This is a genomic window from Cutibacterium granulosum (assembly GCF_900186975.1).
Classification (GTDB): Bacteria; Actinomycetota; Actinomycetes; order Propionibacteriales; family Propionibacteriaceae; genus Cutibacterium; species Cutibacterium granulosum.
In genome coordinates this window covers 1,191,170-1,215,030 of the sequence record NZ_LT906441.1, presented here as the reverse complement: position 1 = coordinate 1,215,030, position 23,861 = coordinate 1,191,170, and the positions used below count along the sequence as shown (strand labels likewise).

At 63.0% G+C, this 23,861-nt stretch carries 16 protein-coding genes; 3 read left to right on the top strand and 13 right to left on the bottom strand.

Features of this window, described 5'->3' with window-relative positions:
* The first annotated feature begins 59 nt into the window (after nt 1-59).
* Nucleotides 60-1,136: an esterase/lipase family protein gene (locus CKV91_RS05115; RefSeq protein WP_157738742.1), complete on the top strand. Its 1,077-nt coding sequence runs from the start codon at nt 60-62 to the stop codon at nt 1,134-1,136.
* 731 nt (nt 1,137-1,867) lie between these two features.
* Here CKV91_RS05115 and CKV91_RS05110 read toward each other — a convergent pair.
* The 5 genes from CKV91_RS05110 to lepA form a co-directional block, all read right to left on the bottom strand.
* Complete coding sequence (locus tag CKV91_RS05110) at nt 1,868-3,010, bottom strand: alpha/beta hydrolase (RefSeq protein WP_021106080.1); 1,143 nt, start codon at nt 3,008-3,010, stop codon at nt 1,868-1,870.
* A gap of 293 nt (nt 3,011-3,303) precedes the next feature.
* Complete coding sequence (locus tag CKV91_RS05105) at nt 3,304-4,452, bottom strand: alpha/beta hydrolase (RefSeq protein ID WP_231933684.1); 1,149 nt, start codon at nt 4,450-4,452, stop codon at nt 3,304-3,306.
* Between the two features lie 169 nt (nt 4,453-4,621).
* A complete protein-coding gene (gene menD, locus CKV91_RS05100; protein WP_065860711.1) occupies nt 4,622-6,211 on the bottom strand; it encodes a 2-succinyl-5-enolpyruvyl-6-hydroxy-3-cyclohexene-1-carboxylic-acid synthase in 1,590 nt (529 codons plus the stop codon).
* 166 nt (nt 6,212-6,377) lie between these two features.
* Nucleotides 6,378-7,382, bottom strand: a complete 1,005-nt coding sequence (locus CKV91_RS05095; protein WP_036957808.1) for an o-succinylbenzoate synthase — start codon at nt 7,380-7,382, stop codon at nt 6,378-6,380.
* 86 nt (nt 7,383-7,468) lie between these two features.
* The gene (lepA, locus tag CKV91_RS05090; RefSeq protein ID WP_021106082.1) at nt 7,469-9,310 is read right to left on the bottom strand and encodes a translation elongation factor 4; all 1,842 of its coding nucleotides are present in this window, start codon (nt 9,308-9,310) and stop codon (nt 7,469-7,471) included.
* A 285-nt stretch (nt 9,311-9,595) separates the two neighbouring features.
* On the opposite strand from lepA, the gene rpsT reads away from it, so the two are divergent.
* Entirely contained in the window at nt 9,596-9,859 is a 264-nt protein-coding gene (rpsT, locus tag CKV91_RS05085; RefSeq protein WP_021104428.1) for a 30S ribosomal protein S20, read from the top strand.
* 223 nt (nt 9,860-10,082) lie between these two features.
* On the opposite strand, the gene holA is transcribed toward rpsT, so the two are convergent.
* From holA to CKV91_RS05055, 6 genes are all read right to left on the bottom strand, one after another.
* Nucleotides 10,083-11,051 (bottom strand): DNA polymerase III subunit delta, encoded by a 969-nt coding sequence (gene holA / locus CKV91_RS05080; protein ID WP_021104429.1) that lies wholly within the window; start codon nt 11,049-11,051, stop codon nt 10,083-10,085.
* Nucleotides 11,052-11,079: 28 nt separating this feature from the next.
* Complete coding sequence (locus CKV91_RS05075) at nt 11,080-12,801, bottom strand: DEAD/DEAH box helicase (protein ID WP_065860709.1); 1,722 nt, start codon at nt 12,799-12,801, stop codon at nt 11,080-11,082.
* 263 nt (nt 12,802-13,064) lie between these two features.
* On the bottom strand, nt 13,065-15,371 hold the full coding sequence (locus CKV91_RS05070; RefSeq protein ID WP_325168502.1) for a ComEC/Rec2 family competence protein: 2,307 nt from the start codon (nt 15,369-15,371) through the stop codon (nt 13,065-13,067).
* Nucleotides 15,358-16,203, bottom strand: a complete 846-nt coding sequence (locus tag CKV91_RS05065; RefSeq protein WP_065860708.1) for a helix-hairpin-helix domain-containing protein — start codon at nt 16,201-16,203, stop codon at nt 15,358-15,360. Before CKV91_RS05065 ends, CKV91_RS05070 begins: the two co-directional genes overlap by 14 nt.
* A gap of 148 nt (nt 16,204-16,351) precedes the next feature.
* Nucleotides 16,352-18,835 carry a leucine--tRNA ligase gene (gene leuS, locus CKV91_RS05060; RefSeq protein WP_065860707.1) on the bottom strand — a complete coding sequence of 828 codons (2,484 nt, stop codon included), beginning with the start codon at nt 18,833-18,835 and terminating at the stop codon, nt 16,352-16,354.
* A gap of 195 nt (nt 18,836-19,030) precedes the next feature.
* On the bottom strand, nt 19,031-20,071 hold the full coding sequence (locus CKV91_RS05055; protein WP_157738740.1) for a DUF4192 family protein: 1,041 nt from the start codon (nt 20,069-20,071) through the stop codon (nt 19,031-19,033).
* A gap of 219 nt (nt 20,072-20,290) precedes the next feature.
* Between CKV91_RS05055 and CKV91_RS05050 the strand changes: the two genes are divergently transcribed.
* Nucleotides 20,291-20,878, top strand: coding sequence for a hypothetical protein (locus CKV91_RS05050; protein WP_065860705.1), 588 nt, complete (start codon nt 20,291-20,293; stop codon nt 20,876-20,878).
* An 89-nt stretch (nt 20,879-20,967) separates the two neighbouring features.
* Here CKV91_RS05050 and CKV91_RS05045 read toward each other — a convergent pair whose 3' ends face one another.
* Entirely contained in the window at nt 20,968-22,674 is a 1,707-nt protein-coding gene (locus CKV91_RS05045; RefSeq protein ID WP_065860704.1) for an NAD-dependent malic enzyme, read from the bottom strand.
* 188 nt (nt 22,675-22,862) lie between these two features.
* Nucleotides 22,863-23,819, bottom strand: a complete 957-nt coding sequence (locus tag CKV91_RS05040) for an L-lactate dehydrogenase (RefSeq protein WP_021104437.1) — start codon at nt 23,817-23,819, stop codon at nt 22,863-22,865.
* Nucleotides 23,820-23,861 lie beyond the last annotated feature (42 nt).

Here is a 23,861-nt window from a genome sequence, read left to right as displayed (position 1 = left end):
CCACCCACGGATACATATAGCCTTCTCACAGATCTCATCGTCGAGACAGAAAGTGATCCATGAAACTCACCACAGCCCTTCGCAACATCACCATTGCCGCCAGCGCAGCCACCATCGCCTTGGTACCGCTGGCCGGTGCCCAGGCCCACGCTGCCCCGGCGGCCGATGCCTCCGCCCATGCCACGTCTACGGACTCCGGATACTCGGGATACACTCCCGAGGAGGCCGCATTCCTCAAGACCGTGGAGGTCAAGGGCAGCCCGGGCGGCGTCCCCGCCGGCAACGACGCCCCCGCCAAGAAACTCACCTACACCGCATCCCTGTACTCCGCAGCCCACCCCGGCACGAACCCCTCGGGTGCCAATGACTTCTCCTGCAAACCCAAGAAAGGACAGAACCCCGTAGTCCTCATCCCGGGTACCAACACCGATGCATACACAGCCTGGTCGATGTACACCCCACAGCTGCGCGCCCGCGGATTCTGCGCCTTCTCGGCGAACTTCAACGGCCTGCCCTGGCTGTCGAGCGTCGACTACACCGGCGACATCCGCACCTCTGCGAAGGCCACCTCGATCTTCATCGATCGCGTGCTGCGCGAAACCGGCTCCAAGAAGGTCGACATCATCGGATGGTCCCAGGGCGGCGGATCCCAGCCGAACTACTACATCCAGAAGCTCGGCGGCGACAAGAAGGTCGGCAAGATGATCGGCATCGCCCCTGCCAACCACGGCGTTGGCGGCCCAGCCATCTCCAAATGGATCAACGAAGCCCTCCCCCACAAGGCCCACACAAGGATCGAGGACATCGCCGAATCGGTCCACATGGCAGCCTATCCCCAGCAGATGGGCTCCTCGCAGCTCATGAAGGAGCTGTACCACAACGGCAAGGTCACCCGTCCGGGCGTGCAGTACATCAACATCGAGGGCAAGTACGACTACGTCGTGGCACCCTACACCAACGCATTCATCCATGAACCCGGCGTGAAGAACATCACCGTCCAGGACACCTGCCCGCAAGACCACGCGACCCACGTGAACTTCCCCTACGACACCAACGTGTCCCAGATGGTGTTCAACGCACTCGACCCCGACAACGCCAAACCCGTCAAGTGCAAGCCACAGCCCTTCATCGGCTGATTCTCCTCAAACATAACCATTTCTCTGCTGTGGGGCCCTCAATGCCGAGGACCCCACAGTCGATTGTGCACCTACCTTCCAGTATCAATCCGTAGGTCATGAGGAATGAAATCCCCAGCATCAAGATGACGGCTTATGTCAGGGCCTCTTGCCCAGCCAGTGCCAGTTCAATGCCTCTTTCATATTGAAGTATATGGCAACTTAAAACTGTCGAATTGCGATTCCATAGAACAAAGATTAGGCAATTGACACCCGGCACCAACTTCTAAAATCAGGACATATTGAAATCCCTGCAGCACACCTGGTGGATCCGGAGTGGTCTACCCATTTCTTCCATGCCTGCAGTGTAGGGACGACCGATGTCATTTCTGATCCAGGTCCTCTGGAAATAACTCTGTACACACAACAGCAGCGTCATGAACCACATCGCGGGAACCACCAAAGGTAAGATCTAGGCTATCTCGTGTGGGAGGCGCATCTGTCAAAGGCCACTCTAGGCACTGGATCATTCCCACCAAGCGCTCCATCGATTACATACGACACTCGCAGTCTGGAACCTCGTCTGCAGGATTATCTTTCACCAACTTGTCCCTTGATTACATTGTGGCTCAGTGACACGAATTGGAGAACAAACATTCCATGACGATCGGAAGGCCCCCGCTCAAGCGGGGGCCTTCTCCTGTTCGCCGCGTCACAGTCGTGACGTCATGGACGTTTCACCAAGAAGTGACTCACTTGTTGTGGTTGTTGATCCAGTCAACGGTGATCTTGATGGGCTCGTTCTTGACGGGCTCGTTGTAGATCTCGTGCATGAGACCGGTCCACAGGTAGGAGGTCTTGTCCTTCGAACCGATGGCGTTGAGCCAGTTGTCGTCGAGGTACGGAGGCATGAGGCCGTCCGCCTCGCCATGCATGATCAACGTCGGCTCCTTGAAGGTAGGAGCGTTGAAGGCGTTGTAGAGCTGACCAACGGCCATCTGCTGGATCATACCCGGAGTCATGAACTTGTTGATGAGCGGATCGTACTTGTAGTCATCGGCAACTGCGCGGTCGGTGCACACACCCTTGCCCGGAGCGAGGTTGTAGACCTTGGGGCGAACACTGGTGATCGGCGACGGAACGGCGAAGTTACCCGGATCCTTCAGAGCGAGGGGCAGAAGCTTGGACTGGTAGCTCGTGACCTGCTGCAGAGGAAGCTTCGTGGTCGGGTTCGGCTTGGCCTTCTTCTCGGCTGCGGTGAGATTCGGGGAGGTGATTCGCTCTGCCTTCTGCGAGTTCTTCTCAGTGGTGGGGTTGATGAAGATGCCGCCACCGCTGGAGACGATGCCCTTGACATCACCAGGGTACTTGATGCCGTAGGACTGAACGGTCATGGCGCCCAAGGAATGCCCAACGAGGAAGACGTTCTGTCCGGGGTTTTCCTTCTTGGCCATGTGGACAAGAGTGTGGATGTCACCAACGAAATTGTGCCAGTCGTCAATGTGCCCACGCGGAATGGTGTTGTTGACGTAGGGGTTGGCGCTCTTGCCGTGACCGCGGTTGTCAATGCGGTAGACGGTGTAGCCCGCCTCGTTGAGCTTCTTGGTGATGTAGTCGTAGCGGCTGTGGTGCTCGGTGGCACCGTGGACGACGACAACGACACCCTTGGCGTTCTCGACGGCGTTGGTCTCCTCGAAGAGCATCGTGCCGTACTTGTCCTGCGACGTGATGTAGCGCGTGGTCGTGGTGACCTTCGGAGCGGCGGCCTTGGCGACGGCAACCGGGGCGTCGGTGGTCGGGGCAGCCTGAGCAGGGGCCGTGAGACCGGTGACTGCCATCCCCGCAGCAGCGACAACGGCCAACGCGTTGCGTGCCACATGAGTCTTCTTTGACATGTATTTTCCTCCTTGGCTTCATCCCACAATGCTGTGGAACATAAATACCTTGCAGAGATCTAAAGTATTTTCGTCTGTCTGGGGTTGCACATATCAGGCACGCAACCCGTGGTGATCTCTTGTCGATGAGGCACATCAACCTTCATCGTCAGATATCTGTCGCACGCCTGGGAGAGACCGGCACCGCTGTCAGTGCACCAGCGCCCGGTGGGAGCACCGCGTCACCAAACGTTCTGCGATGCCGGTCTCGTTCAGATCTCGTTCATCCCTGATCGAGATCGTCGTTCATCGGCTCACTTGTCGTGGTTGTCAATCCAGTCGATGACCATGTCGATGGGCTGATCCTTGACGGGCTCGTTGAAGACCTCGTGCATGAGTCCACTCCACACGTAGGCGGTCTTGTCGTTGGAGCTGATGGCGTTCTGCCAGTTGACATCGTAGTACGGCGGGACGAGGCCGTCGGACTGGCCGTGCATGATGAGTGTCGGGGTCTTGAAGTCGTGTGCGTTGATCGAGTTGTAGACTTGGGCCACGCCCATCTGCTCGATCATGCCCGCAGTGAGATCCTTGTTGTTCAGCGGATCGGCCACGTAGTCGTCAACGACGGCCTGGTCGGTGCACACACCGCCACTGAACGGGTTCTTGATGTGGATGGTCCGCGAGGCGGCCGTGACGGAAGGGGCGGTGAAGTTACGACGGTTCTTCAGGACCTTCGGCAGGAGCTTGCTCTGGTAGCTGGTCAGAGCGGGCAGCGGGATGTTCTCGGTCTTGGCCGGCTTGGCGTTGCGCTCTGCCTCGGTCAGGTTGTCCGCGACGATCGTCTGCGGGTACTGGGTGCTCTTGCCCCACGGGTTCATGAAGATGCCACCGCCATTGGAGACGATGCCGTCAACATCGCCAGGGTATTCGATGCCGTAGGATTGCACGGCCATGGCACCCATCGAGTGACCGATGAGGAAGCTCTTCTTGCCCGGGTTCTCGCTCTTGGCAATACCCACCAGCTGATGGACATCGGCAATGAGGCTGTGCCAGTTGTCGATGTGAGCGCGCGGCACGGCATTCTTGACATACGGAGCAGCACTACGGCCGTGCCCACGATGATCAAGACGGTAGACGGTGTACCCAGCGTCATTGAGACGCTTGGTGATGTAGTCATAACGCCCCTGATGCTCAGCAGCACCATGAACGATCACGACAACACCCTTGGCATTGGCAACAGCATTCTTCTTGGTGAAGATCTTGGTGCCATACTTGTCAGTCGACGTCATGTACTTCGTCGTGACAGTGACCTGGTTCTCGACAGCCTGCTGTGCGATCGACGGCTGAGCAGGAGAGTCGGATGCCGAGGCCATGGTGCCCGTGGTGGCGATTCCTCCGAATGCCAAGCTGGCGGCGGCTACGACAGCGAGGGTGCGCTTCTTCACATCAGTCTTCATTGACATGTATTTCCTTCCTTGGCCTCGTCCCACTCTCGTTGTGGGTCGCGAATACCGTTACAGATATCCAAGAAGTTTTTGAACCTTCCGACAAGACGTTTTCCCATAGTTGACCATTTGCTTATGGTCGAACCATTTTCCATGAACAAACGTCAACCATGCACCTGGTCTCCCATCACACTGTCGGCAGGTGCACCTCGACGAGGCTGGTACCCCGGAAATGCCTACCGAGAACGTCGTCCATCACCATGCAGGGATCTGGGGCCAGACCGTCGGAACCAGTCGCCGTGAGGTCGACGGTGGTACATGGAACCCCCACCGCTTGGGCAAAAGCAGTGAGGTCAAGATTCTGTGGGGTGAGGAAGAATCGTTGCAGCATCGGCCGAGGTGCTCGGGCATGCTCCAGCCCGGCAAAGATCGCTCCCCCGTGGTCGTCGAGGACGATGACCTGAAGGTCCAGTGGTTCCTGGCCAGCAGCCTGCAGCAGGGCCATGGCATCGTGTGCGAAGGTCAGGTCTCCCAGGACGACGCGCACTGGCCTGCCGGTGCCCATCGCAATTCCCATGGCGGTGCTCATGGTTCCATCGATCCCGGCGAGACCCCGGTTGGCATACGCCTGCGCAGGGATGGCAGCAGGGGCAGCATGTCTGTCGAAACTTCGAATGACGTCGGAGGCACCGATGACCAAGGCAGGTGCGGACTCCTGGGCGGACGCCTGCCAGATGGTTGCGCAGACGGACTGCTTGATGCTCGGGGATACACCTTCTCGATCAGCCCGCTCCCACCGCTCCACCCACGTCTCGTCACGCTCGGGGACGTCGAGCTGCACGGGCAGATGAACGGCGCGGGCGACACCGGCGACATCCGTCCACCGCGCACGATCGGTGAGCACGGTGACTCCTGGACCGGCCAGGAGACGCGACACCGGTCGGGAGAGGGTCGGGTGCCCCAGCACGAGCACCCCCTCCACCTCTGAGGCCAACGGCCCGGTGAGGAGGGTCTGGTAGTCGGTGAGGGCATTGTCACCGCAACGAGCCTGCGAGGTGGGTTCGGCGAGCAGCGGCCATCCACCCTCCTCGGCAAGTTCTCGCGCCAGAGGGCCAGCTCCGTCACCGGCGACAACGACGGTGTGCACCGGCATGGTCAATGGGACAGCTGGGCGCAGCGGTGGTGGTTCAAGGACGGCTCGGGGCGACTCGGCATCGTGTGTGGGCTGCCACGGGGAATCGGGCACCAGGGGGTCGTCAAAACTAACGTTGAGATGCACTGGGCCAGGATCATCGGTGAGGGTGCCTCGCGCCGCACTCACAGCGCGCAGCACCACCGCGTCCAGCCGATCATCGGCCGGGAAGCCCGCCGGCACACTGAGCTGCCACCTGGGTGCCGGGCCGAAGATGCCGGTCTGCACCGTTGTCTGGTTGGCCCCGGTGTGCCACATCTGTGCTGGACGATCCGCCGAGATGACGATCATCGGCACCCCCGCCGCATCGGCCTCGGCAACCGCAGGATGCAGATTGGCCACCGCCGTGCCAGACGTGGTGACGACGGCAGCAGGTCGACCGACCTTGCCCAACCCCAGAGCCACGAATCCAGCGGATCGCTCGTCCAGACGCACCGTGAGGTGCAGCATGCCCGCCTCATCGGCGGCAGCAAGGGCATAGGAGAGCGGTGCATCACGCGATCCGGGGCAGACGATGACGTCGGTGACGCCATGGGCCACCAATGCCGAGACGATTCTGCGGGCGACGTCGGTTGAACTCACCAAGGACTCCTTTCACACATGCAGCCACGTGCCCCCACCCAGCACCTTCCCGGTGGGGCAGCACCAAGGTATCCGTCTTTCGTGGGGCTTGGCTCACGAGCAGCGCTGGACGAGGCACACTCTGCAGCTGCCTGTTTCCGACGTACATGTCACCCTGGCCCCGGTGGGGCTAGGAACGACCCGACTCGCTGCGCAGGACGGCGATCGTGGCGTCGAGACGTTGCGTCCAGCGGCGTCGGAGATCCGCACCGGCATTCCCGGTGCCAGCACTGTCAACGCATCCACTGGCACCGTGCGCGTCATCGGCGTACATATCGTCGGTCCGTACTTCCGGGCCGTCGGTCCATGCTGCCGGGCTCACCTCGGCGTGTCCCACCGGCAGCGTCCCATTGTGGGGAAGGAGTGAGGGGGTGGCAAGGTCACCGTCGAACAGACGTACCGTACCGAGCCCGCAGGCGTGGTCGAGCCGCTCCATCTGCCCGGCCAGCTGAGTCGCCATGCCGATCCCGATGCTCGTGTCCAGGGCCGAGGAGACGACTGCGGGCAGCCCGGCCTGCTCAACGATCCGTGTCGCGCGACGCACCCCACCCAGGGGCTGCACCTTGACGATGAGGATGTCGGCTGCCTGAGCCCTCGCCACGGCCAGGGGGTCCTCGGCGCGACGCACCGACTCGTCGGCGGCGATGGGTACCTCGGCCGTGCGACGTACCTGGGCGAGTTCTGGGACGCTCGGGCATGGCTGTTCGACGTACTCCAGCCCTCCCGCTGCTCGCTCGAGCTCATCGATGGCGCGTCTGGCCTGCTCGACGTCCCAACTCGCATTCGCGTCCACCCGGATCCGTCCCGAGCCGATTGCGTCGCGCACCGCCTCGAGGCGGGCACAGTCCTCGGCCAGTGAGGTGCCGGGGTCGGCGACCTTCACCTTGGCGGTCAGACATCCCGAATCGGTGACGATCTGCCAGGCACGCTGCGGACTCGTCACCGGGACCGTGACGTTGACGCCGACCTTCTCACGCCTGGGTGGGGGCATCGGCACCGTTGCCGCCTCCACACCGGCACGCAACCAGGTCGAGGACTCCTGGGCGTCGTAGTCCCAGAACGGCGACCACTCCCCCCATCCAGCCGGACCGTGCAGCACCATGCCCTCCCGCACCAGAATCCGACGGAACCTCATGGTGAGCGGCACCGACCACACACCGAGTTCATCGATTCCCCGGTCTGCGAGCCAGCCGGGGACAGGTAGGTGGTACAGCTGCAGAGTCACTTCTTCTCAGACCCCTCACCGGTACGCAGCGCGGCGACGAAAGCCTCCTGGGGCACCTCGACCGAGCCCACCATCTTCATGCGCTTCTTGCCGGCCTTCTGCTTCTCCAGGAGCTTGCGTTTGCGCGAGATGTCACCGCCGTAGCACTTGGCGAGAACGTCCTTGCGCACGGCTCGGATGGTCTCCCGGGCAATGACGTGGGATCCGATGGCAGCCTGGATGGGCACCTCGAACTGCTGACGCGGAATGAGCTCCTTGAGCTTGCTGGCCATGGCCACGCCGTAGGAATAGGCCTTGTCGCGGTGGACGATCGAGCTGAACGCGTCCACCGGATCCCCATTGAGCAGGATGTCCACCTTGACCAGGTCGGAGGACTCCTCACCGACCTCGTGATAGTCGAGGGAGGCATACCCCTTGGTGCGCGACTTGAGCTGGTCGAAGAAGTCGAAGACGATCTCCGAGAGCGGCAACCGGTAACGGATCTCGATACGGTCGCTGGAGAGGTACTGCAATCCCTGCTGCACCCCACGTCGCTGCTGGCACAGCTCCAGGATGGCGCCGATGAACTCCGCAGGAGACAGGATGGTGGCGTCCACCATGGGCTCGTGGACCTCGGCGATCCTGCCCTCGGTGGGGTACTCCGAGGGATTGGTGACGACGACGTCCGAACCGTCCTCCAGGACGACGTGGTAGACGACCGACGGGGCGGTACTGATGAGGTTGAGGTTGAACTCACGCTCCAGACGCTCCCGCACGATCTCCATGTGCAGCAGCCCGAGGAAACCGACCCGGAAACCGAATCCCAGGGCGGTCGAGGTCTCCGGCTCGTAGACCAAGGCGGCATCGTTGAGCTGGAGCTTGTCCAGGGCATCGCGCAGGTCGGGAAAGTCCTTGGCGTCGATGGGGAACAACCCGGAGTACACCATGGGCCGCGGATGCTGGTAGCCGCCCAGATCCTCAGCAGCGGGCTCCGTGGCCAAGGTGACGGTGTCGCCCACCCGGGACTGACGCACGTCCTTCACGCCGGTGATGAGATAACCCACCTCCCCGGCACCCAGACCCTTGGCCGGCGTCATTTCCGGGGAGATGACACCGATCTCCAACACCTCGTGGGTGGCGCGGGTGCTCATCATGAGGATCTTGGTGCGGGCCGAGAGCTGGCCGTCGACAACGCGCACATAGGTGACGACGCCCCGGTAGGTGTCGTAGACCGAGTCGAAGATGAGGGCGCGGGCCGGGACGTCGGACTCACCCTGCGGGCCGGGGACCACCTCGACGATCCGATCGAGGAGTTCACGAACGCCGTCCCCGGTCTTGGCCGAGACACGCAGCACGTCGTCGGGATCACACCCGATGATGCCGGCGATCTCCTCGGCATGCTTGTCGGGCTCGGCGCCGGGCAGGTCGATCTTGTTGAGGACCGGGATGATCTCCAGGTCGGCCTCGAGAGCCAGGTACAGGTTGGCCAGGGTCTGGGCCTCGATACCTTGGGCCGCGTCGACGAGCAGGATGGCACCTTCGCAGGCCTGCAGGGAACGCGACACCTCGTAGGTGAAGTCCACGTGCCCGGGGGTGTCGATCATGTTGAGCACGTAGCTGGCGCCGTCCACCTGCCACGGCATGCGCACCGCCTGGGATTTGATGGTGATGCCGCGTTCCCGCTCGATGTCCATCCGGTCGAGATACTGGGCGCGGGCATCACGTTCGGCCAGTACCCCCGTGATCTGCAGCATGCGGTCGGCCAAGGTCGACTTGCCGTGGTCGATGTGCGCAATGATGCAGAAGTTACGGATGAGCGACTGTTCGGTACTGCCAGGCTGCGGCGTGGACGCTGACATCTGCTCCCTTTGACAATTCTGGACGGCATGAGTGGTGTGCACCGGCAGTGCTCCACCACGACGGATCGCGCTGGTCACGAGGCAACCCGTCATGACAGTCTCTCACGTCACGATGCCTCACGTGACGGACTGGTCCTCAGACCCAGGTCACGCAGCATCCACCGCGATTTGAGGCACGGGGCGGCAAACTGGTAATCTTGCCTCTCGCGTCTGTGCAAGCCATCATTGCGCCTGCGCACGTCGCCATCAATCATATCGTCATCTCGAGAAAACAGAGGCTGCCCAGTGCCCAACATCAAGTCGCAGGTCAAGCGCGTGAAGACCAACGAGAAGGCTCGCCAGCGCAACAAGGCCGTCAAGTCTGCCCTGCGCACCCATGTGCGCAACTTCCGTCGCGCTGCCGAGGCCGGTGACGCCGAGAAGGCAACCCAGTACGCCAAACTGGCCAACCGTCAGCTCGACAAGGCGGTCTCCAAGGGCGTCATCCACAAGAACCAGGCCAAGAACCGCAAGTCGTCGATCTCCAAGAAGCTCAACAAGCTCGCCTGAGTCTCTTTCTCCGAACTCATCCTCGTGGGTGAGTATCTCACCCCAGCACAGCGCCTTGACCCACTGGGTGGTCAGGGCGCTTTTGCTCGTGCGGTTCCACGTTTCTGATCCTGAGGGCGCAGAGCAGTGTGGCGAGGCGGGGGCGGCCACCATCGGCAGTGCGAATCGCACTCGTGAGCTCCGGAGCACCGGGGAGCGCGACACGGCAGCTCCCCACCGAGCGTCAGCGGCCCACCCGGGCCTGTTCCACCTCGAGCACCATGGCCTCCAGTGCGTAGTGCGCGTCCACGGCTGCTCCCTTGACGGCGGCATCGGCCTGCACGACGTGGCGTAGGGCCCGTGCCACCGCGGCGGAGTCCCAGTGCCGACGCTGCGCCTCCAGATCCTTGATCTTCCACGGCGGCACACCGATGACGGCGGCGATCTCGGTGTTGGCCATCCTGCGTGTCCGCGCATCGAGGTAGCGCCCCAGGTTGCGCAGGCTGCCTGCCATCACGGTCGTGATGTACGTCGGTGACACCCCGGAGTCCAGGGCCCAGCGCAGATCTTCCAGCGCCTTGTCGACGTGGCCTGCCATGATCGCATCGGCGACGGCATAGGAGGTCACCTCGGCGCGTCCCCCGAAGTAGATGGACACCTGTTGGGAGTCGACGTGACCGTCGCTGTCGTCGGCCAGCTGCTGCACGGCTGCTGCCAAGGTACGAAGATCGTTGCCCAAGGCACGATGCAGGGAGTCGATGGCCGCACGATCCATTCTGAGTCTCGCACCACGTGCCTCATGGGCGATGAAATCGGGAATCTTCCACGGCTTCACCTGATCGGCCTTGACGGTCGTCACCTTGGCCTTGCGCAGTTTGTTGAGCAGACCTCTGCCCTTGTTGCCGCCGGGATGATCCATGATGAGGCACAGGTCATCGGACGGTTGCGCAGCCACGGATGCGACGAGATCGAAAAGGTCCTTGTCCACCTCGCTCAAGGCGTGGACGACGACGATCGTCGTCTGTGCGAACAACGATCCGCCAGTGGCCTCGGTGAAGGACCCGACGTCCATCCCAGCACCGTCGAGTTCGATGAGCTCGGCATCGGGGGCCTGTCGGCGGGCGTCGCGGACCCTGGTGTTGACTGCCCGTTCCCGCAACAGCTGTTCTGGGCCAACAACCAGCAACGACGTCCCAAAGACCGATCCACTCACGTGTTCATCATCTCATCTGGCGAGCAGTTCAGTGCGTGCGCAGCCAGGAGGATCGGCGCTGCAGCAGCTCGACGGGGGCAGATTCGTTGCGCGGGCCGGGAATTTCCCGATACAGCTGGGCCCAGGCAGCCTGCGGGGTGAGGCTGTGGGATCGTCCGAACTCCAGCAGTTGGCTGGCGATCATACGGCGGAGTTCCTTGGGATCGTCGATCTCGTCGAAGGCCGAGCCGCCAAGTCGCTGCACCTCGATGAGTTCCTCCCGACGGGTCTGACGCTCCTGGGCCTCGTGGACTGCCCGGGCCGCACGTCGCTGCTGGGCAACCTTCTTGGCCTGTTCGGCGCGGGTCTTCTCGTCTCGAGCCAACAGGGCGCGTTCCTGGGCCGGAGTGAGCAGGCCGTCCAGGGAGAACAACCCATCGTCACCCGAGTCCCCCGTCGTGGGGGCATAGGTGTCGATGACCTCTCCGAGGATTGCGTCCGAGGCCACTGCGCGCCATCCTCGGGACTCGCCGTCGGGCTCGGTACGCGTACGGTTGGCCTCCTCCAGCTCATCGCCTTCCTGGGGCGGTCCTATGACGTGGTCACGCTGCTCCTCCATCTGGGAGGCCAGGGCGGTGAGCCTGCTCACCGCGGGCAGGAACACGGTCGCGCGTTCCCGGCGATTGCGGGCACGCACCACTCGCCCCACCATCTGGGCGAAGAACAGTGGGGTGGACGCCGTCGTGGAGTAGATGAGCACGGCGGCATCGGGAACATCGACGCCCTCGGTGATGAGACGCACACAAACGGCACATATCGCATCGGGGTTGTCGCGGTACTCGGCGAGCTTGCGCGAGGAGGAGGCGTCCTCGCTGAGGATCACCGACGCAGTATTGCCGGTGACGTGCTTCCACACCTCGGCGTATTCCTTGGCGACCTTCTGGTTGGAGGCTGGGATGAGTACCTTGGCGTGTGGGATCCGGTTGGACTCACGCAGGTGGTTGACCCGTGCCCAGGCCGATGCCATGACGTGGGCGATCCACTCACCGTCGGGGTCCAGGGCGGTACGCCACGCCATGTCCTCATTGGTTCTGGTGAGCTCGGAATCACCCAGGATTGCCGTGTGCTCCTCACCCTCGGTGTCGGTCCAGGTGGATCGCCCGGAATAGGTGGCGAAGGTCACCGGTCGCACCACCCCGTCACGCAGGGCCTGCTCGTAACCGTAGGAGTAGTCGGAGACCGATTCGTAGACGCCGTCTCCCACCTCCTCGTAGCGCACATGGGCGATGTGCGCCTCATCGGAACGAAACGGTGTTCCGGTGACCCCGAGGCGGCGGCGAGCTCCGGTGAAGGCATCGAGGACGGCCGAGCCCCAGCTCATGACATCGCCGGCATGGTGGATCTCGTCGAAGATCACAAGGGTGCGTTGGGAGGTGGCTCGGCCAGCGTGCAGACCTGGATTCTGAGCCACCTGGGCATAGGTGACGACGCAGCCGTGTGCGTCGGAGGGCAACCGCTCGGAATTGGGGGTGTCCCGCAGGTCGAACCCGAGCGCACGCGCCGCCAGGATCCACTGGGAGCGCAGATGGTCGGTCGGGCACACGACGATGACGCGATTTATGACGTGGTCCTGCCACAGATGGGCGGCCACCGCCAAGGTGAACGTCGTCTTTCCCGCACCAGGGGTGGCACACACCAACCAGTCGGACGGGTTGGCTGCGATGTACTCATCCAGTGCCTCGCGCTGCCAGGTCCGTAGCCTGATGGGCATTCTGGGACCCTTGGTCGAAAAACGTGACGCCACCTGCTCCCCCTTCATCGGCACAACTCGCCACCCACGGGCACCCACTGACCAAGTCCATCCACCGGCCCTCGATCATTTGGACACGAATCTTCCTGAGTGGCCGCCACCCGGACCACATTCGATCTGGTTTCCCGTGGGAAGAATGCGGCGAGAATCACCGGCCGTCCACAGTAGCAGGCCCGGTCGGCAGAACGTCGGGCAGAACGTCGCCACGCTGAAACCCGCCGCTCTCATCCCATCGCACCATGTGTGCCGCGTGTCGCCAGGGAATCACCACTGCTGTGTATCGCGATCGACCCGTCCCGATCGGTGCGCATGGTCTGCATGCCCAATTCGCGGGCAAGGTTGAGGGCTTTCGCGGAGGGATGACCGTAGGAGTTGTCGAGCCCTGCCGATGCCACGGCAAGACGGGCGCCAGTCGCGGTCCAGAACCGACGGTCCTGTCGTGCCGAACCATGATGTGGCATGACGAGCACGTCGCAACCCAGATCAGGGTGTCGTCGCATCGCCGCCTGTTGACCGCCTGGTTCGATGTCGCCGGTCACCAACGCTCGCAGCCCACCACTGCTGGCACGGACCAGCACCGAGGAGTCGTTCTCCTTGCTGGACTCACCCGAGCCAGCCTCCTCCGCCTCGATGAGCGGGGAATCGAGAACCTCGACCGTGGCCTCCCCCACCGTGCGGATCTCTCCGGGGGCCGCACGGCTCACCTCGATACCGTGCTCGGACATGCGGTGCTGCAGCTCCTTCGCGGTGGTGACCGGCGAGTCGAGATCGGAGACGATGGCCTGGTCGACGCCGAACCCGGTGAGGACGGCATCAATGCCCCCGACGTGATCTGCGTGGTAGTGGCTCAGGACGACCAGCGGAATCTGGTTGACGTGCAGGTCCGCGACGCAGTCGTGCAGGGGCTGGGATTCGGGCCCCGCGTCGATGAGCACGGCAGCACCGTGGCCAGCGTTGACGAGGGTGGCGCTGCCCTGACCCACGTCGCACACGACGACCTGCCACTCGCCGGGCCATCCTGGCACCGGAGGCCGGATGATCGACGCCAGGACGACTCCGATGAGGGCGAGGATCGTGGCCCACCATCGTCGAAGCACCCACGGAGTGATCCAGGCGAGCCCCAGACAGATGCCGGCCAGGACGCCGAGCGCCAGCGGGGTGACCGGCCACTGCAGCTGCCCGGCTGGAGCAGTGGCCCCCACATGGGCGATCCACAGCACCGGCTGGACGCACCACCCGGCCAACCATCCTGCGGGGACCCCCAGCGGGACCCACAGGCTGGCGGCGATGGCAGCGCTCATCCCCAAGATCGTTGCCGGCCCCACGAATGGAGCCGCAGCGAGGTTGGCGAGCAGCCCGGTGACACTGACACTGTGTGACAGGGAGGTGACGAGGGGCTGGGTCGCAAGTTGTGCCGCCCAGGGGACGACCAGTGCCATGGCGACAGGTTGCGTGGCCCACTGCATGACCTTGACCCATCGAGTGGACCACCACAGGATCCCTGCCGTTGCCGCCACCGACAGCCAGAATCCGATGGAGCGCACCAGCCAAGGATCTGCGAAGGCAAGAATCGTCATGGCAACGGCGAGGGATCGTATCCCCGCTGAGCGATCGAACGACACCTCTGCGGCGCTGAGAGCGACGATTCCCATCGCTGCAGCCCTCATCACCGATGGCTCGGATCGGCAGATGAGGACGAAGAGCACCACCCCGAGCACGGACATGACCCGCAGCCATCCTCGCCGCAGTCCCAACCAGGATCCCGACCACCACAGCAGTGTCATGGTCGAGGCCAGATTTGCCCCCGAGACCGCCATGAGATGGGTCAGTGCCGTTGCCCTGAACTCCTCAGACATCTGGGAGTCCACGGCAGCCGTGTCGCCCACCACCAGGGAGGGGACGAGGGCGCGCTGCCGTTGTGGGCTGAATCGGCAGGCCTGCACCAGGGCATCTCGTATGTGATTGACCCGGGCGTCGAGCCAGTTGGCCTGCGTGAGTACGGTCAGGTTCTTGACGGCGATACGTCCCGCCTGCGAATCGGTCGGTCTCACCGGTGCCAGCCGACCGGTGACCTCGACATGTTGGCCCACCGCGGTGTGGCACAGCAGATCGGTGTCGTTGCCGCTCAGGGTGATGGCTGCCCGCTGGGAGACAGTGTGTCCGCGGGTCGTGACCTGTACCGTGCGAGCGGGGAGGAAGGCCAGTTGCGGCCGGGGACCCTTCGCTGCCACGACTCTGCAGTCCCCCGTGATGACGACCCGAGCAGTGGTCATGGCTCGCTGTTCGGACACGGCTCCGACCCCCGTGTGGTGCAGCGCCTCCTGCCGCGCACCAGCAGTGACGGCAACGGTGAGGGTGACGAGCGCCACGATCGTCACCGCAACGTGCCCACGCAGGAGGGCCAGCAGCCCCAGGCACAGGCTGATCGCTGCCAGAAAAACCCACCACGTACGGTGCCCTGCGGTGGCGATGGCAGCGGCAATGACGGCTCCAGCTGCCACCGGAACCATTCGCAGGTCAGGGCTGGACACGGACCCTGTCCTTGAGTTTGGCGAACTTCTTGGGCCCGATCCCGTCGATCTCCTGCAGTTCGTCGACGCTGGTGAAGCGTCCATGCTCCTGGCGCCAGGTGAAGATGCGCTCAGCCATGACCGGACCCACCCCGTCGATGGTCTGCAGCTGCTCCACGGTGGCCGTGTTGAGGTCCACCAGGTCACCGGAGGCCGGACCGCCCTGAGTTGCCGCACCATTGCCACCTGGCACGGCTGCCGCTCCAGACAGTGTGCCGCCACCCGGTGCCGGTTGCCCTGGAGATCCGCCGCCACCCTGGACGCCTGAGGGGACGATGACCTTGCCATTCCCAGAGGCGGGGATGAGGATCTGGCATCCGTCGCACACCGGCTGTGCCATGTTGAGTGACCCCGGATGGGCTCCGGACGCCATCCCCCCAGCCGCGTCGATGGCATCGATGATGCGGCCGTTGACGGGGATCTCGTGTACTCCCGGATCGTTGACCCTGCCGATGACGTGCACCCGAATGCTCGACGGCGTGGCAGGTGCCATCGTATTGGGATCTGGCGTCGAGTTCACCGGGGACGCGGAGCCCTGTGGGCTCCCCGAGGCGGCGAGCACCGGCTGGGTGGCGGCAATCTCGGTCGGTCGGGAGCGCATGAGCTGCACGGCGACGACCACCAGGATCAGAACGAGCACCACGCCGATGGCCGACAGATGGGCGCGTGTCACCCGACGATGAGGAGCGGGGTCCTCGCCGTCTCGATCGACTTGCCCGGCGTCCTCCTCGTCATGTCGGGAGGGAAGCTCGGCCAACAGGTTGTCCAACCGGTCTCGAAATGCATCGTTCACATGAGGATTGTCGGTGCCTCAGCCGTCGATCCGGCACGTCACGGCACATCTGTGGATGACGAATTGGTGCCTGCGGAAACTGTCCACAGGCACCAATGGGTTCGGGTCCATGCGTCAGCACATCATCATGGTTGACGCACGGTGCGAATCATTTGACGACCAGTGACATCATCCTCGGCAGTCGGGCGATGACCTTGACGATGCTCTTGTCGGCAACGAACCGTTTGACATTGGCATCCGCCAGCGCGAGCTGCCTGGCCTGGTCCTCGTCAACATCCGGGCTCACCTGGATCTTGCCACGCACCTTGCCGTTGACCTGAACGACCATCGTCACCTCGTCGGCGACGAGCAGAGCAGGATCGGCAGTCGGCCACGAGGAACTCGCCACCGAGGGCTGGTGACCGAGCAGTTCCCACATGTCCTCGGCCACGTAGGGGGCGAACAGGCTCATGGCCTGGGCCGCGAAGGTCACGGCCTCGCGTACTGCAGGATCATCGGCACCGCAGCCGGTGTCGATGGCCTTGCGCACGGCGTTGATGAGCTCCATGCAGCGCGCCACGATGACGTTGAACCGCTGTCCCTCGACCAGGGTGGTGATCTCGGAGATCATCTTGTGGGTGATCTTGCGCAACGCCACGTCGCCGGTGGTGACGTCGACCCCCGGATCGGAGGTGACGTCGTCGGCAACCCGCCACGCACGCTGCAGGAACTTCAGGCTGGCCCCCGGCGAGACGTCTGCCCAGTCGATGTCCTCCTCGGGTGGACCGGCGAAGATGACCGTGGTGCGCACGGCGTCAACACCGAACTCGTCGATCTGTTTGCCCAGGTCCACCCCGTTGCCCAGGGACTTCGACATGGCCTTGCCCTCATTGACGACCTGCCCCTGGTTCATGAGTTTGGTGAACGGCTCGTCGAAGTCGACCAGTCCGAGGTCGTGCAGGACCTTGGTGAAGAACCGGGAGTACAGCAGGTGCATCGTGGCGTGCTCGACACCGCCGACGTACTGTGACACCGGCATCCACCGACGCACTGCCTCACCATCGAATGCTCCTTGGGAGTACTGCGGGTTGCAGTAGCGCAGGAAGTACCACGAGGAGTCCACGAAGGTGTCCATGGTGTCGGTGTCACGCTCGGCCGGGCCGCCACACCTGGGACAGTTCACCTCACGCCACTGCCGAGCCTCGACACCTGCCAACGGCGAGGTGCCCTTGGGAGCCAGATCGGCACCGCGCAGATCGGGCAGCTTCACCGGCAACTGCTCATCGGGAACGGGGACGTCACCGCAGGCCTGGCAGTGGATGATGGGGATCGGGCAGCCCCAGAAACGCTGCCGGCTGAGCAGCCAGTCACGCAACCGGTAGGTGACGGTCGGCTCACCAATCCTGCGATCGGTGAGGAACTCACACACCTTCGCGATGGCCTCGGCCTTGTTCTCCAGACCGTCGAGCACGCCAGAATTCTGGTAGGCACCATCACCCGTGGTCGCCACCCCGGACTCGCGTGGATCTGCCTGCCCGGTGTCGATGACCGGGATCACCCCGATGCCATAGCGTCGTGCGAAGTCGAGGTCTCGCTGGTCGTGCGCGGGCACGGCCATGACGGCACCAGTACCGTAGTCGGAGAGCACATAGTCGCCGGCCCACACCGGGATCTTCGCACCATTGACCGGGTTGGTGGCCGACACGCCCAGGTAGACGCCGGTCTTCTCGTGCTCGGTGGACTGACGCTCGATCTCGGTCTGCTTCTTCACCTGCTCGAGGTACTCCTCGAAGGCTGGACGTTGCTCGTCGGAGACGATCTCGTCAGCCAGTTGGGCGTCGGGGGCGACGACCATGAACGTGGCGCCGAACAGGGTGTCCGGGCGAGTGGTGAACACACGGACCGGCTCGTCGCGCCCATCGATGCGGAAGTCGACGTAGGCACCCTCGGATCGTCCGATCCAGTTGCGCTGCATGGTGAGGACGCGATCGGGCCAGTTGCCCTCGAGCCGGTCCATGTCGTCGAGCAGACGCTGGGCGTAGTCGGTGATCCTGAAGTACCACTGATTGAGCTGACGCTTGGTGACGACGGCGCCACAACGGTCGCAGCGGCCGTCCTTGACCTGCTCGTTGGCCAGCACGGTCTGGTCGTTGGGGCACCAGTTGGCCCACGAATCCTTGCGGTAGGCCAGCCCCTTCCTGAAGAACTGCAGGAAGAGCCACTGGGTCCAGCGGTAGTACTCCTCGTCGGAGGTGTGCAGTCGCTTGCTCCAGTCGAAGGAGATGCCGTAGCGGCGGAATGAGGCCGCCTGGGTGTCGATGTTGTGGTAGGTCCACTGCGCAGGATGGCTGTCATGCTTGATGGCGGCATTCTCAGCGGGCAGCCCGAAGGAGTCCCAACCCACCGGGTGTAGCACGTCATAGCCCTTGAGACGCCAGTACCGTGCCGTGACGTCGCCAATGGCGAAGGCCTCGGCGTGTCCCATGTGCAGATCACCGGAGGGGTAGGCGAACATGTCCAGCAGGTAGCGGCGTTCCCGGGACCCGTCGTCCACGACCTTGAACGTGTCGTGCTCCTGCCAGTAGGTGGACCACTTCTGCTGAGACGCAACGGCGTCGTATCCCCGAGCCGCGGCCTGTCCAGAATCGCTCACAATCAATACCTCCAGGTCACTGCGTGCCCTCCGGCACACACATGGCCACGACTCTACCGAAAAGGCAGGCACCCGGTGACCTGCGTCTACACAGGTGGGCAGTATCCGCCCCGGAAGCACGGGACAGGCCTCACGATCCTCGCCCCACCCTGCTCGATTGGGCATCCACACCCTTCCGGCAGTCGTCGCGACCACTCAGGCGCACGGGCGCGGTGCGGCAACGCTGAGTGATTCGTCCGTTCCCTCGCCGAGCGCCATCACGGCGGGATCCCGTGGCATGACATCCCATGTGTGGGGAGCGAGCAACGCTCGATACGACATCTCCAATGCTGCGATGAGGGACGTACCTGCAGGTTGGCTGGATGGGTCCGCACGGTGAATGAGACGGGCCCGTTCCAAGCTCACCGACTCCAACGCTCCGTCGCCACACAGCCAACAGGCCTGGCCGTGCAGTGCCAGCACGGCCAGGGCATGATCGTCCGGGCAGTGCGTGAGAACCTGGGACCACAGCTCAGCGTGTTTGCGGGCACCGTCTCGCGGGGTTGTCTCCCACAGGTGCCGAGCCACCTCGTCGTTCTCCAGACAGATGACCAGCTGCCAAGCCTGCTCGGCGGACGGTGCAGCACCAGTCGCCACCACACCATCACGCACCTTCTGTGCCAGAGCCGTCTGCTCATCACTGCTGAGATGCGCCACCTGCTGCTGGACTGCCAACCGCACCGGGTGCTCGATGCGAAGCTGGCTGGGGTGGGCCGGGCCCACGGCTTCGGCGAGGCTGGACCTGTTCGGCAGCACGGCAAGTCCGCGATAGACCGCTTCAGCATGAACTCTGCTGCCATTCGCCACCCGGTGGCCAGGACAGTCGTCGGCACAGGAGATTCCCTGCCACATCACCTGGTCGGTGACCACAGCCTCCAGTACCCGGCTACGTGTGAGCAGGGGAAGGCCGTTGCGCAGGATGGTCAGGCCCTGATGCACGTCCTGGCTGAATACCACCATGAGCATGTCACAGGATGGGTACGCCGTCTCTATTGCGCCGGGGCCGGCAAGGAAACCAGCACGTGTCGACAGGGGCAGGAGATCCATGCGAGCCACCAATCCTTCGGCGGAGCAGCCGGGCGGACCGACGATGAGGGTCACCAGGCTTTCCTCGGGTTGGAACCCCAACAGATGAGGAAGAAGGTGGATCGCGTCGTCGATGGAAGTGATACGTAACGGTTCCTGGGAAGATCTCATACCCATGTTGTCGTGGTGACTCGCCGAATCCGGCACATCACGAACGCAGCTGTGGACAACGCACCTGCGAGTCGCGCATCCCCTGTGGATGAACGTCACGAGGCATCACCACGCAGAACACTCTGCTGGAAGGTCCTGCAGGATGCAGCAGACAGCACCGGACATCGTCGCGCGGCGCGCACTGCATGGTGCGAACGCGGGGCACGTACTCTTGAACTCATGAGCCAGCCGAACATCAGTCAGTACCGGCCTCCCAGACGACGCGCCGGATGGCTCATAGCCGTCCTGGTCGCTGCCTTGGTCGTGGGGCTCGGCGTCACGGCGTGGAAGGTGACGAACGAACCTCAGCTGGCTGCACCGTCGGCCACTCCTTCCGACGGCGTCGATGATCCCAGCACGCCGAGTCCGCACAGCACCGTGGCCCCCTCGATGCCTGGGCACATCCCAACCGGGTCACCGAGCCCGACACAGTCGACGCCATTCGTTGCACACAACGGGGAGGTCAAGGGCACGTGGCGGATCGACTCGACCGAATGGCACCAGGACGAGGTGGTGCTCACCGTCTCCATCACCGTGTCACAGGGGACCCTGGACGACTACAGCTTCTTCATGATGACCGACGACACCGCCACCGTGAACCGTCCGGAGACCTCGAGCGATCCCCGGGACATCTCGACGGGGACCGTCGAGCAGGGCCGCACCGTCACTGGGACGCTCACCATCGCGACGCAACGGAAGAACTCCATGATCGTTCTGGCACAGAACGGCGGCGCGACGGCCATCTCGGCCCTTGAGGTCGTGGGCTGAGAACCTCACCTGCCCCGGCAACCACGCATGAAGCTCGCCTGACCCCACCAGCACACGTCAGATCTGACCGGCCATCACCCGAGTCTTCCTCAAATGACCTCGATCCTGGGGTACTCCGGTCGCCACATCGTCTGGAATATCGTGTCCACCGGGTTGTCGAGGTCCTTCTGGGCAAGACCTTCCTGACTGGCCTGCTGGGCCACGGCCATACCAACCCGTGCCGAGATCGGACGCAGCTGGTCGATGTCGGGCAGCAGTGACTCCCCGAGCTTTCGGGGCCGTCCCACCTTGGCCAGGGCCTTCGCAGCAGCAGAGATCATCGAGTCGGAGACGAGCTTGGCATTCGAGGCGATGACGCCGAGCCCTACTCCCGGGAAGATGAGTGCATTGTTCGCCTGAGCAATGTGATACGTGGTGCCGCGGTACTGAACCGGATCGAACGGTGAGCCGGTTGCGATGAGGGCAGAACCGCCAGTCCACTCGATGAGGTCGGAGGGAATCGCCTCGGCACGTGAGATCGGATTCGACAGCGGCATGATGATCGGACGATCACAGTGCCGAGCCATGTCCTTGACGATCTTTTCGTCGAAGGCACCCTGTTGAGCTGAGGTACCAATGAGAATGGTCGGTTTGACGTTGCGGACGACGTCACTGAGTTCATACTTTCCGGGGGTTTCCGTGTGCCATCCGGACAACTCCGAGGCCGACCGGGCAAAGGGCTCCTGGAAATCGCGCATCGGGATTCCTTCCCGCAGCAGTCCGCGTGAACCGAGGGCCCAGAAATGACTGCGTGCCTCGCTCTCACTCATGCCTTCTTCCATCATGAGTTTGATACCGAGTTCGGCTATTCCCACGCCGGCCGTGCCGGCACCGTGGACGACGATCCGATGATCGGAAAGCTTGATCCCCGACACCTTCACGGCACTGACCAGGGCCGCCAGCACCACAGCAGCCGTGCCTTGGATGTCGTCATTGAATGTGCAGTAGTCATCACGGTATCGATCCAGGATTCGGGTGGCATTTGCCGCTCCGAAATCCTCCCAGTGAATCATGGCATTCGGATACCGATCATGGGCTGTGGTGAGGAATTTGTCGATGAACTGGTCATACTTCTCGCCACGGACCCGGCCATGACGGACTCCGAGGTATCCATCGTCATTGAGCAATTCCATGTTGTCGGTTCCCACGTCCAGCACGACGGGCAGAACACGATGCGGATGGATTCCGGCAGCTGCCGTGTACACCGCAAGTTTTCCAATGGTGATGGCAACCCCACCGACACCTTGATCACCGATTCCAAGGATTCCCTCGGAATCAGTGACGACGATGAGGTCGACCTCGTCGGAATCATGCCCCATGGCAGCCAAGGATTCCTCGATGCCATCAGGATCGTCGATGGACAGGAAGATGCCGCGTGGCCGGTGGTACCAGTAACTGTACTGCTCGATCGCCTGGCCGATGGTCGGCGTGTAGACGATGGGGAGCATCTCCTCGATGTGCTCGCCCAACAGCCGGAAGTACAACACCTCGTTGCGATCATGCATGGCGGTGAGGAACAGGTACTTGCTCAACGCATCCGGCTGAGCACGGTACTGGGAGTAGACGCGTCTGAGTTGGTCCTCGATGTCAACAACCTGTGAGGGAAGCAGACCGGTGAGATCCAGTGCCTCCCGTTCTGCAGTGGTGAAGGCTGTTCCGCGGTTGATCAATGCATTGCCGAGTACATCAGTCCCGCGGGCAGCAATGCGAAGCACTTCCCCGTCGGGATTTTCGACGAACTCAAAAGAACTTGTCATGGCTCATACGCTAGTGCTCCACGTCTTCGTCGGGGCACCGCAACTACTCACGGGGGCAGCACATAGACATACGTGCACACCTTCGAACGATTGTGCACCGTGACCGGCATTCCCCAGCACTGACCTGGATGTGCCGGCCACGGTGAAAACTGTCTGGTCCTGCTCAGATCTCTGAGCAGCCCGGCAGATCAGATGTCCAGGCTCGACAGGCTGTCCTTGAGACGCTCGGCGGAAGCGTGCAACTTGGTGATCTCACCATCGCTCATCGGTACCGGGACGACTCCTTCGATACCTTCGCGCGAGACGATGCACGGCATGGACAGGGCGACGTTCTTGACGCCGTGGACGTCGTCGATCACGCTGGACAGCGGGAGGATCGAGCGGTTCGCTCCCAGCAGGGCCTCGGCAAGTCGAGCACCAGTCAGGCCGATGGCGTAGTTGGTTGCTCCCTTGCCCTCGATGATCTTGTATGCGGCGAAGGCTGCCTCGTGGGCAAGGTCGTCGAGCACCTCGTCGGTGAAGACGGACTCGCCGTCCACCTTCCATTCGTGGATCGGCACGCCGGAGATCTGCGCGATGGACCACAGCGGGAACTCCGAGTCGCCGTGCTCACCGACGATGGTGGCGTGCACGTGACGCTGTGCCACATTGGCCCACTGACGGATGAGCCAGCGCAGCCGAGAGGTGTCGAGCATGGTTCCGGTCGAGAACACTCGGCTGGAAGGCAGTCCAGAGATGTCCTGAGCGACGACGGTGAGGACATCGCACGGGTTGGTGACCAGGACGAACAGCGCATTGGGCGACTGTTCGAGCAGCTGGGGCATGAGGGACTTGAGGATTCCGGCGTTGACACCGGCTAGATCGAGCCTGGTCTGACCGGGCTTCTGCTTGGCGCCAGCAGTGATGAAGACAATGTCAGAGTTGACGGTGTCCTTGATGTCGGCACCACCCATGACCGATGCCGGGGTGAACTGGGTGCCGTGAGCCAGGTCGGCGACCTCAGCCTCCACCTTGTCCTTGTTGATGTCGTAGAGACAGACGATGTCGGCCGAACCGCGAATGAGACAGGCATAGGCCAGCGAGCTGCCGACACTTCCAGCACCGATAACCGAGATCTTGCGACGATTGACTGCTTTCAAGGTCATGTCTCAATTCTATTCGAAAAAATCGTCAGAACCAGATGAGTG

Coding starts and splice junctions, on each gene's coding strand:
- CKV91_RS05115 (WP_157738742.1), top strand. CDS start 60: ATGAAACTCACCACAGCCCTTCGCAACATCACCATTGCCGCCAGCGCA.
- CKV91_RS05110 (WP_021106080.1), bottom strand. CDS start 3,010: ATGTCAAAGAAGACTCATGTGGCACGCAACGCGTTGGCCGTTGTCGCT.
- CKV91_RS05105 (WP_231933684.1), bottom strand. CDS start 4,452: ATGTCAATGAAGACTGATGTGAAGAAGCGCACCCTCGCTGTCGTAGCC.
- CKV91_RS05095 (WP_036957808.1), bottom strand. CDS start 7,382: ATGAGGTTCCGTCGGATTCTGGTGCGGGAGGGCATGGTGCTGCACGGT.
- lepA (WP_021106082.1), bottom strand. CDS start 9,310: ATGTCAGCGTCCACGCCGCAGCCTGGCAGTACCGAACAGTCGCTCATC.
- CKV91_RS05075 (WP_065860709.1), bottom strand. CDS start 12,801: ATGCCCATCAGGCTACGGACCTGGCAGCGCGAGGCACTGGATGAGTAC.
- CKV91_RS05055 (WP_157738740.1), bottom strand. CDS start 20,071: ATGAGATCTTCCCAGGAACCGTTACGTATCACTTCCATCGACGACGCG.
- CKV91_RS05050 (WP_065860705.1), top strand. CDS start 20,291: ATGAGCCAGCCGAACATCAGTCAGTACCGGCCTCCCAGACGACGCGCC.
- CKV91_RS05045 (WP_065860704.1), bottom strand. CDS start 22,674: ATGACAAGTTCTTTTGAGTTCGTCGAAAATCCCGACGGGGAAGTGCTT.
- CKV91_RS05040 (WP_021104437.1), bottom strand. CDS start 23,819: ATGACCTTGAAAGCAGTCAATCGTCGCAAGATCTCGGTTATCGGTGCT.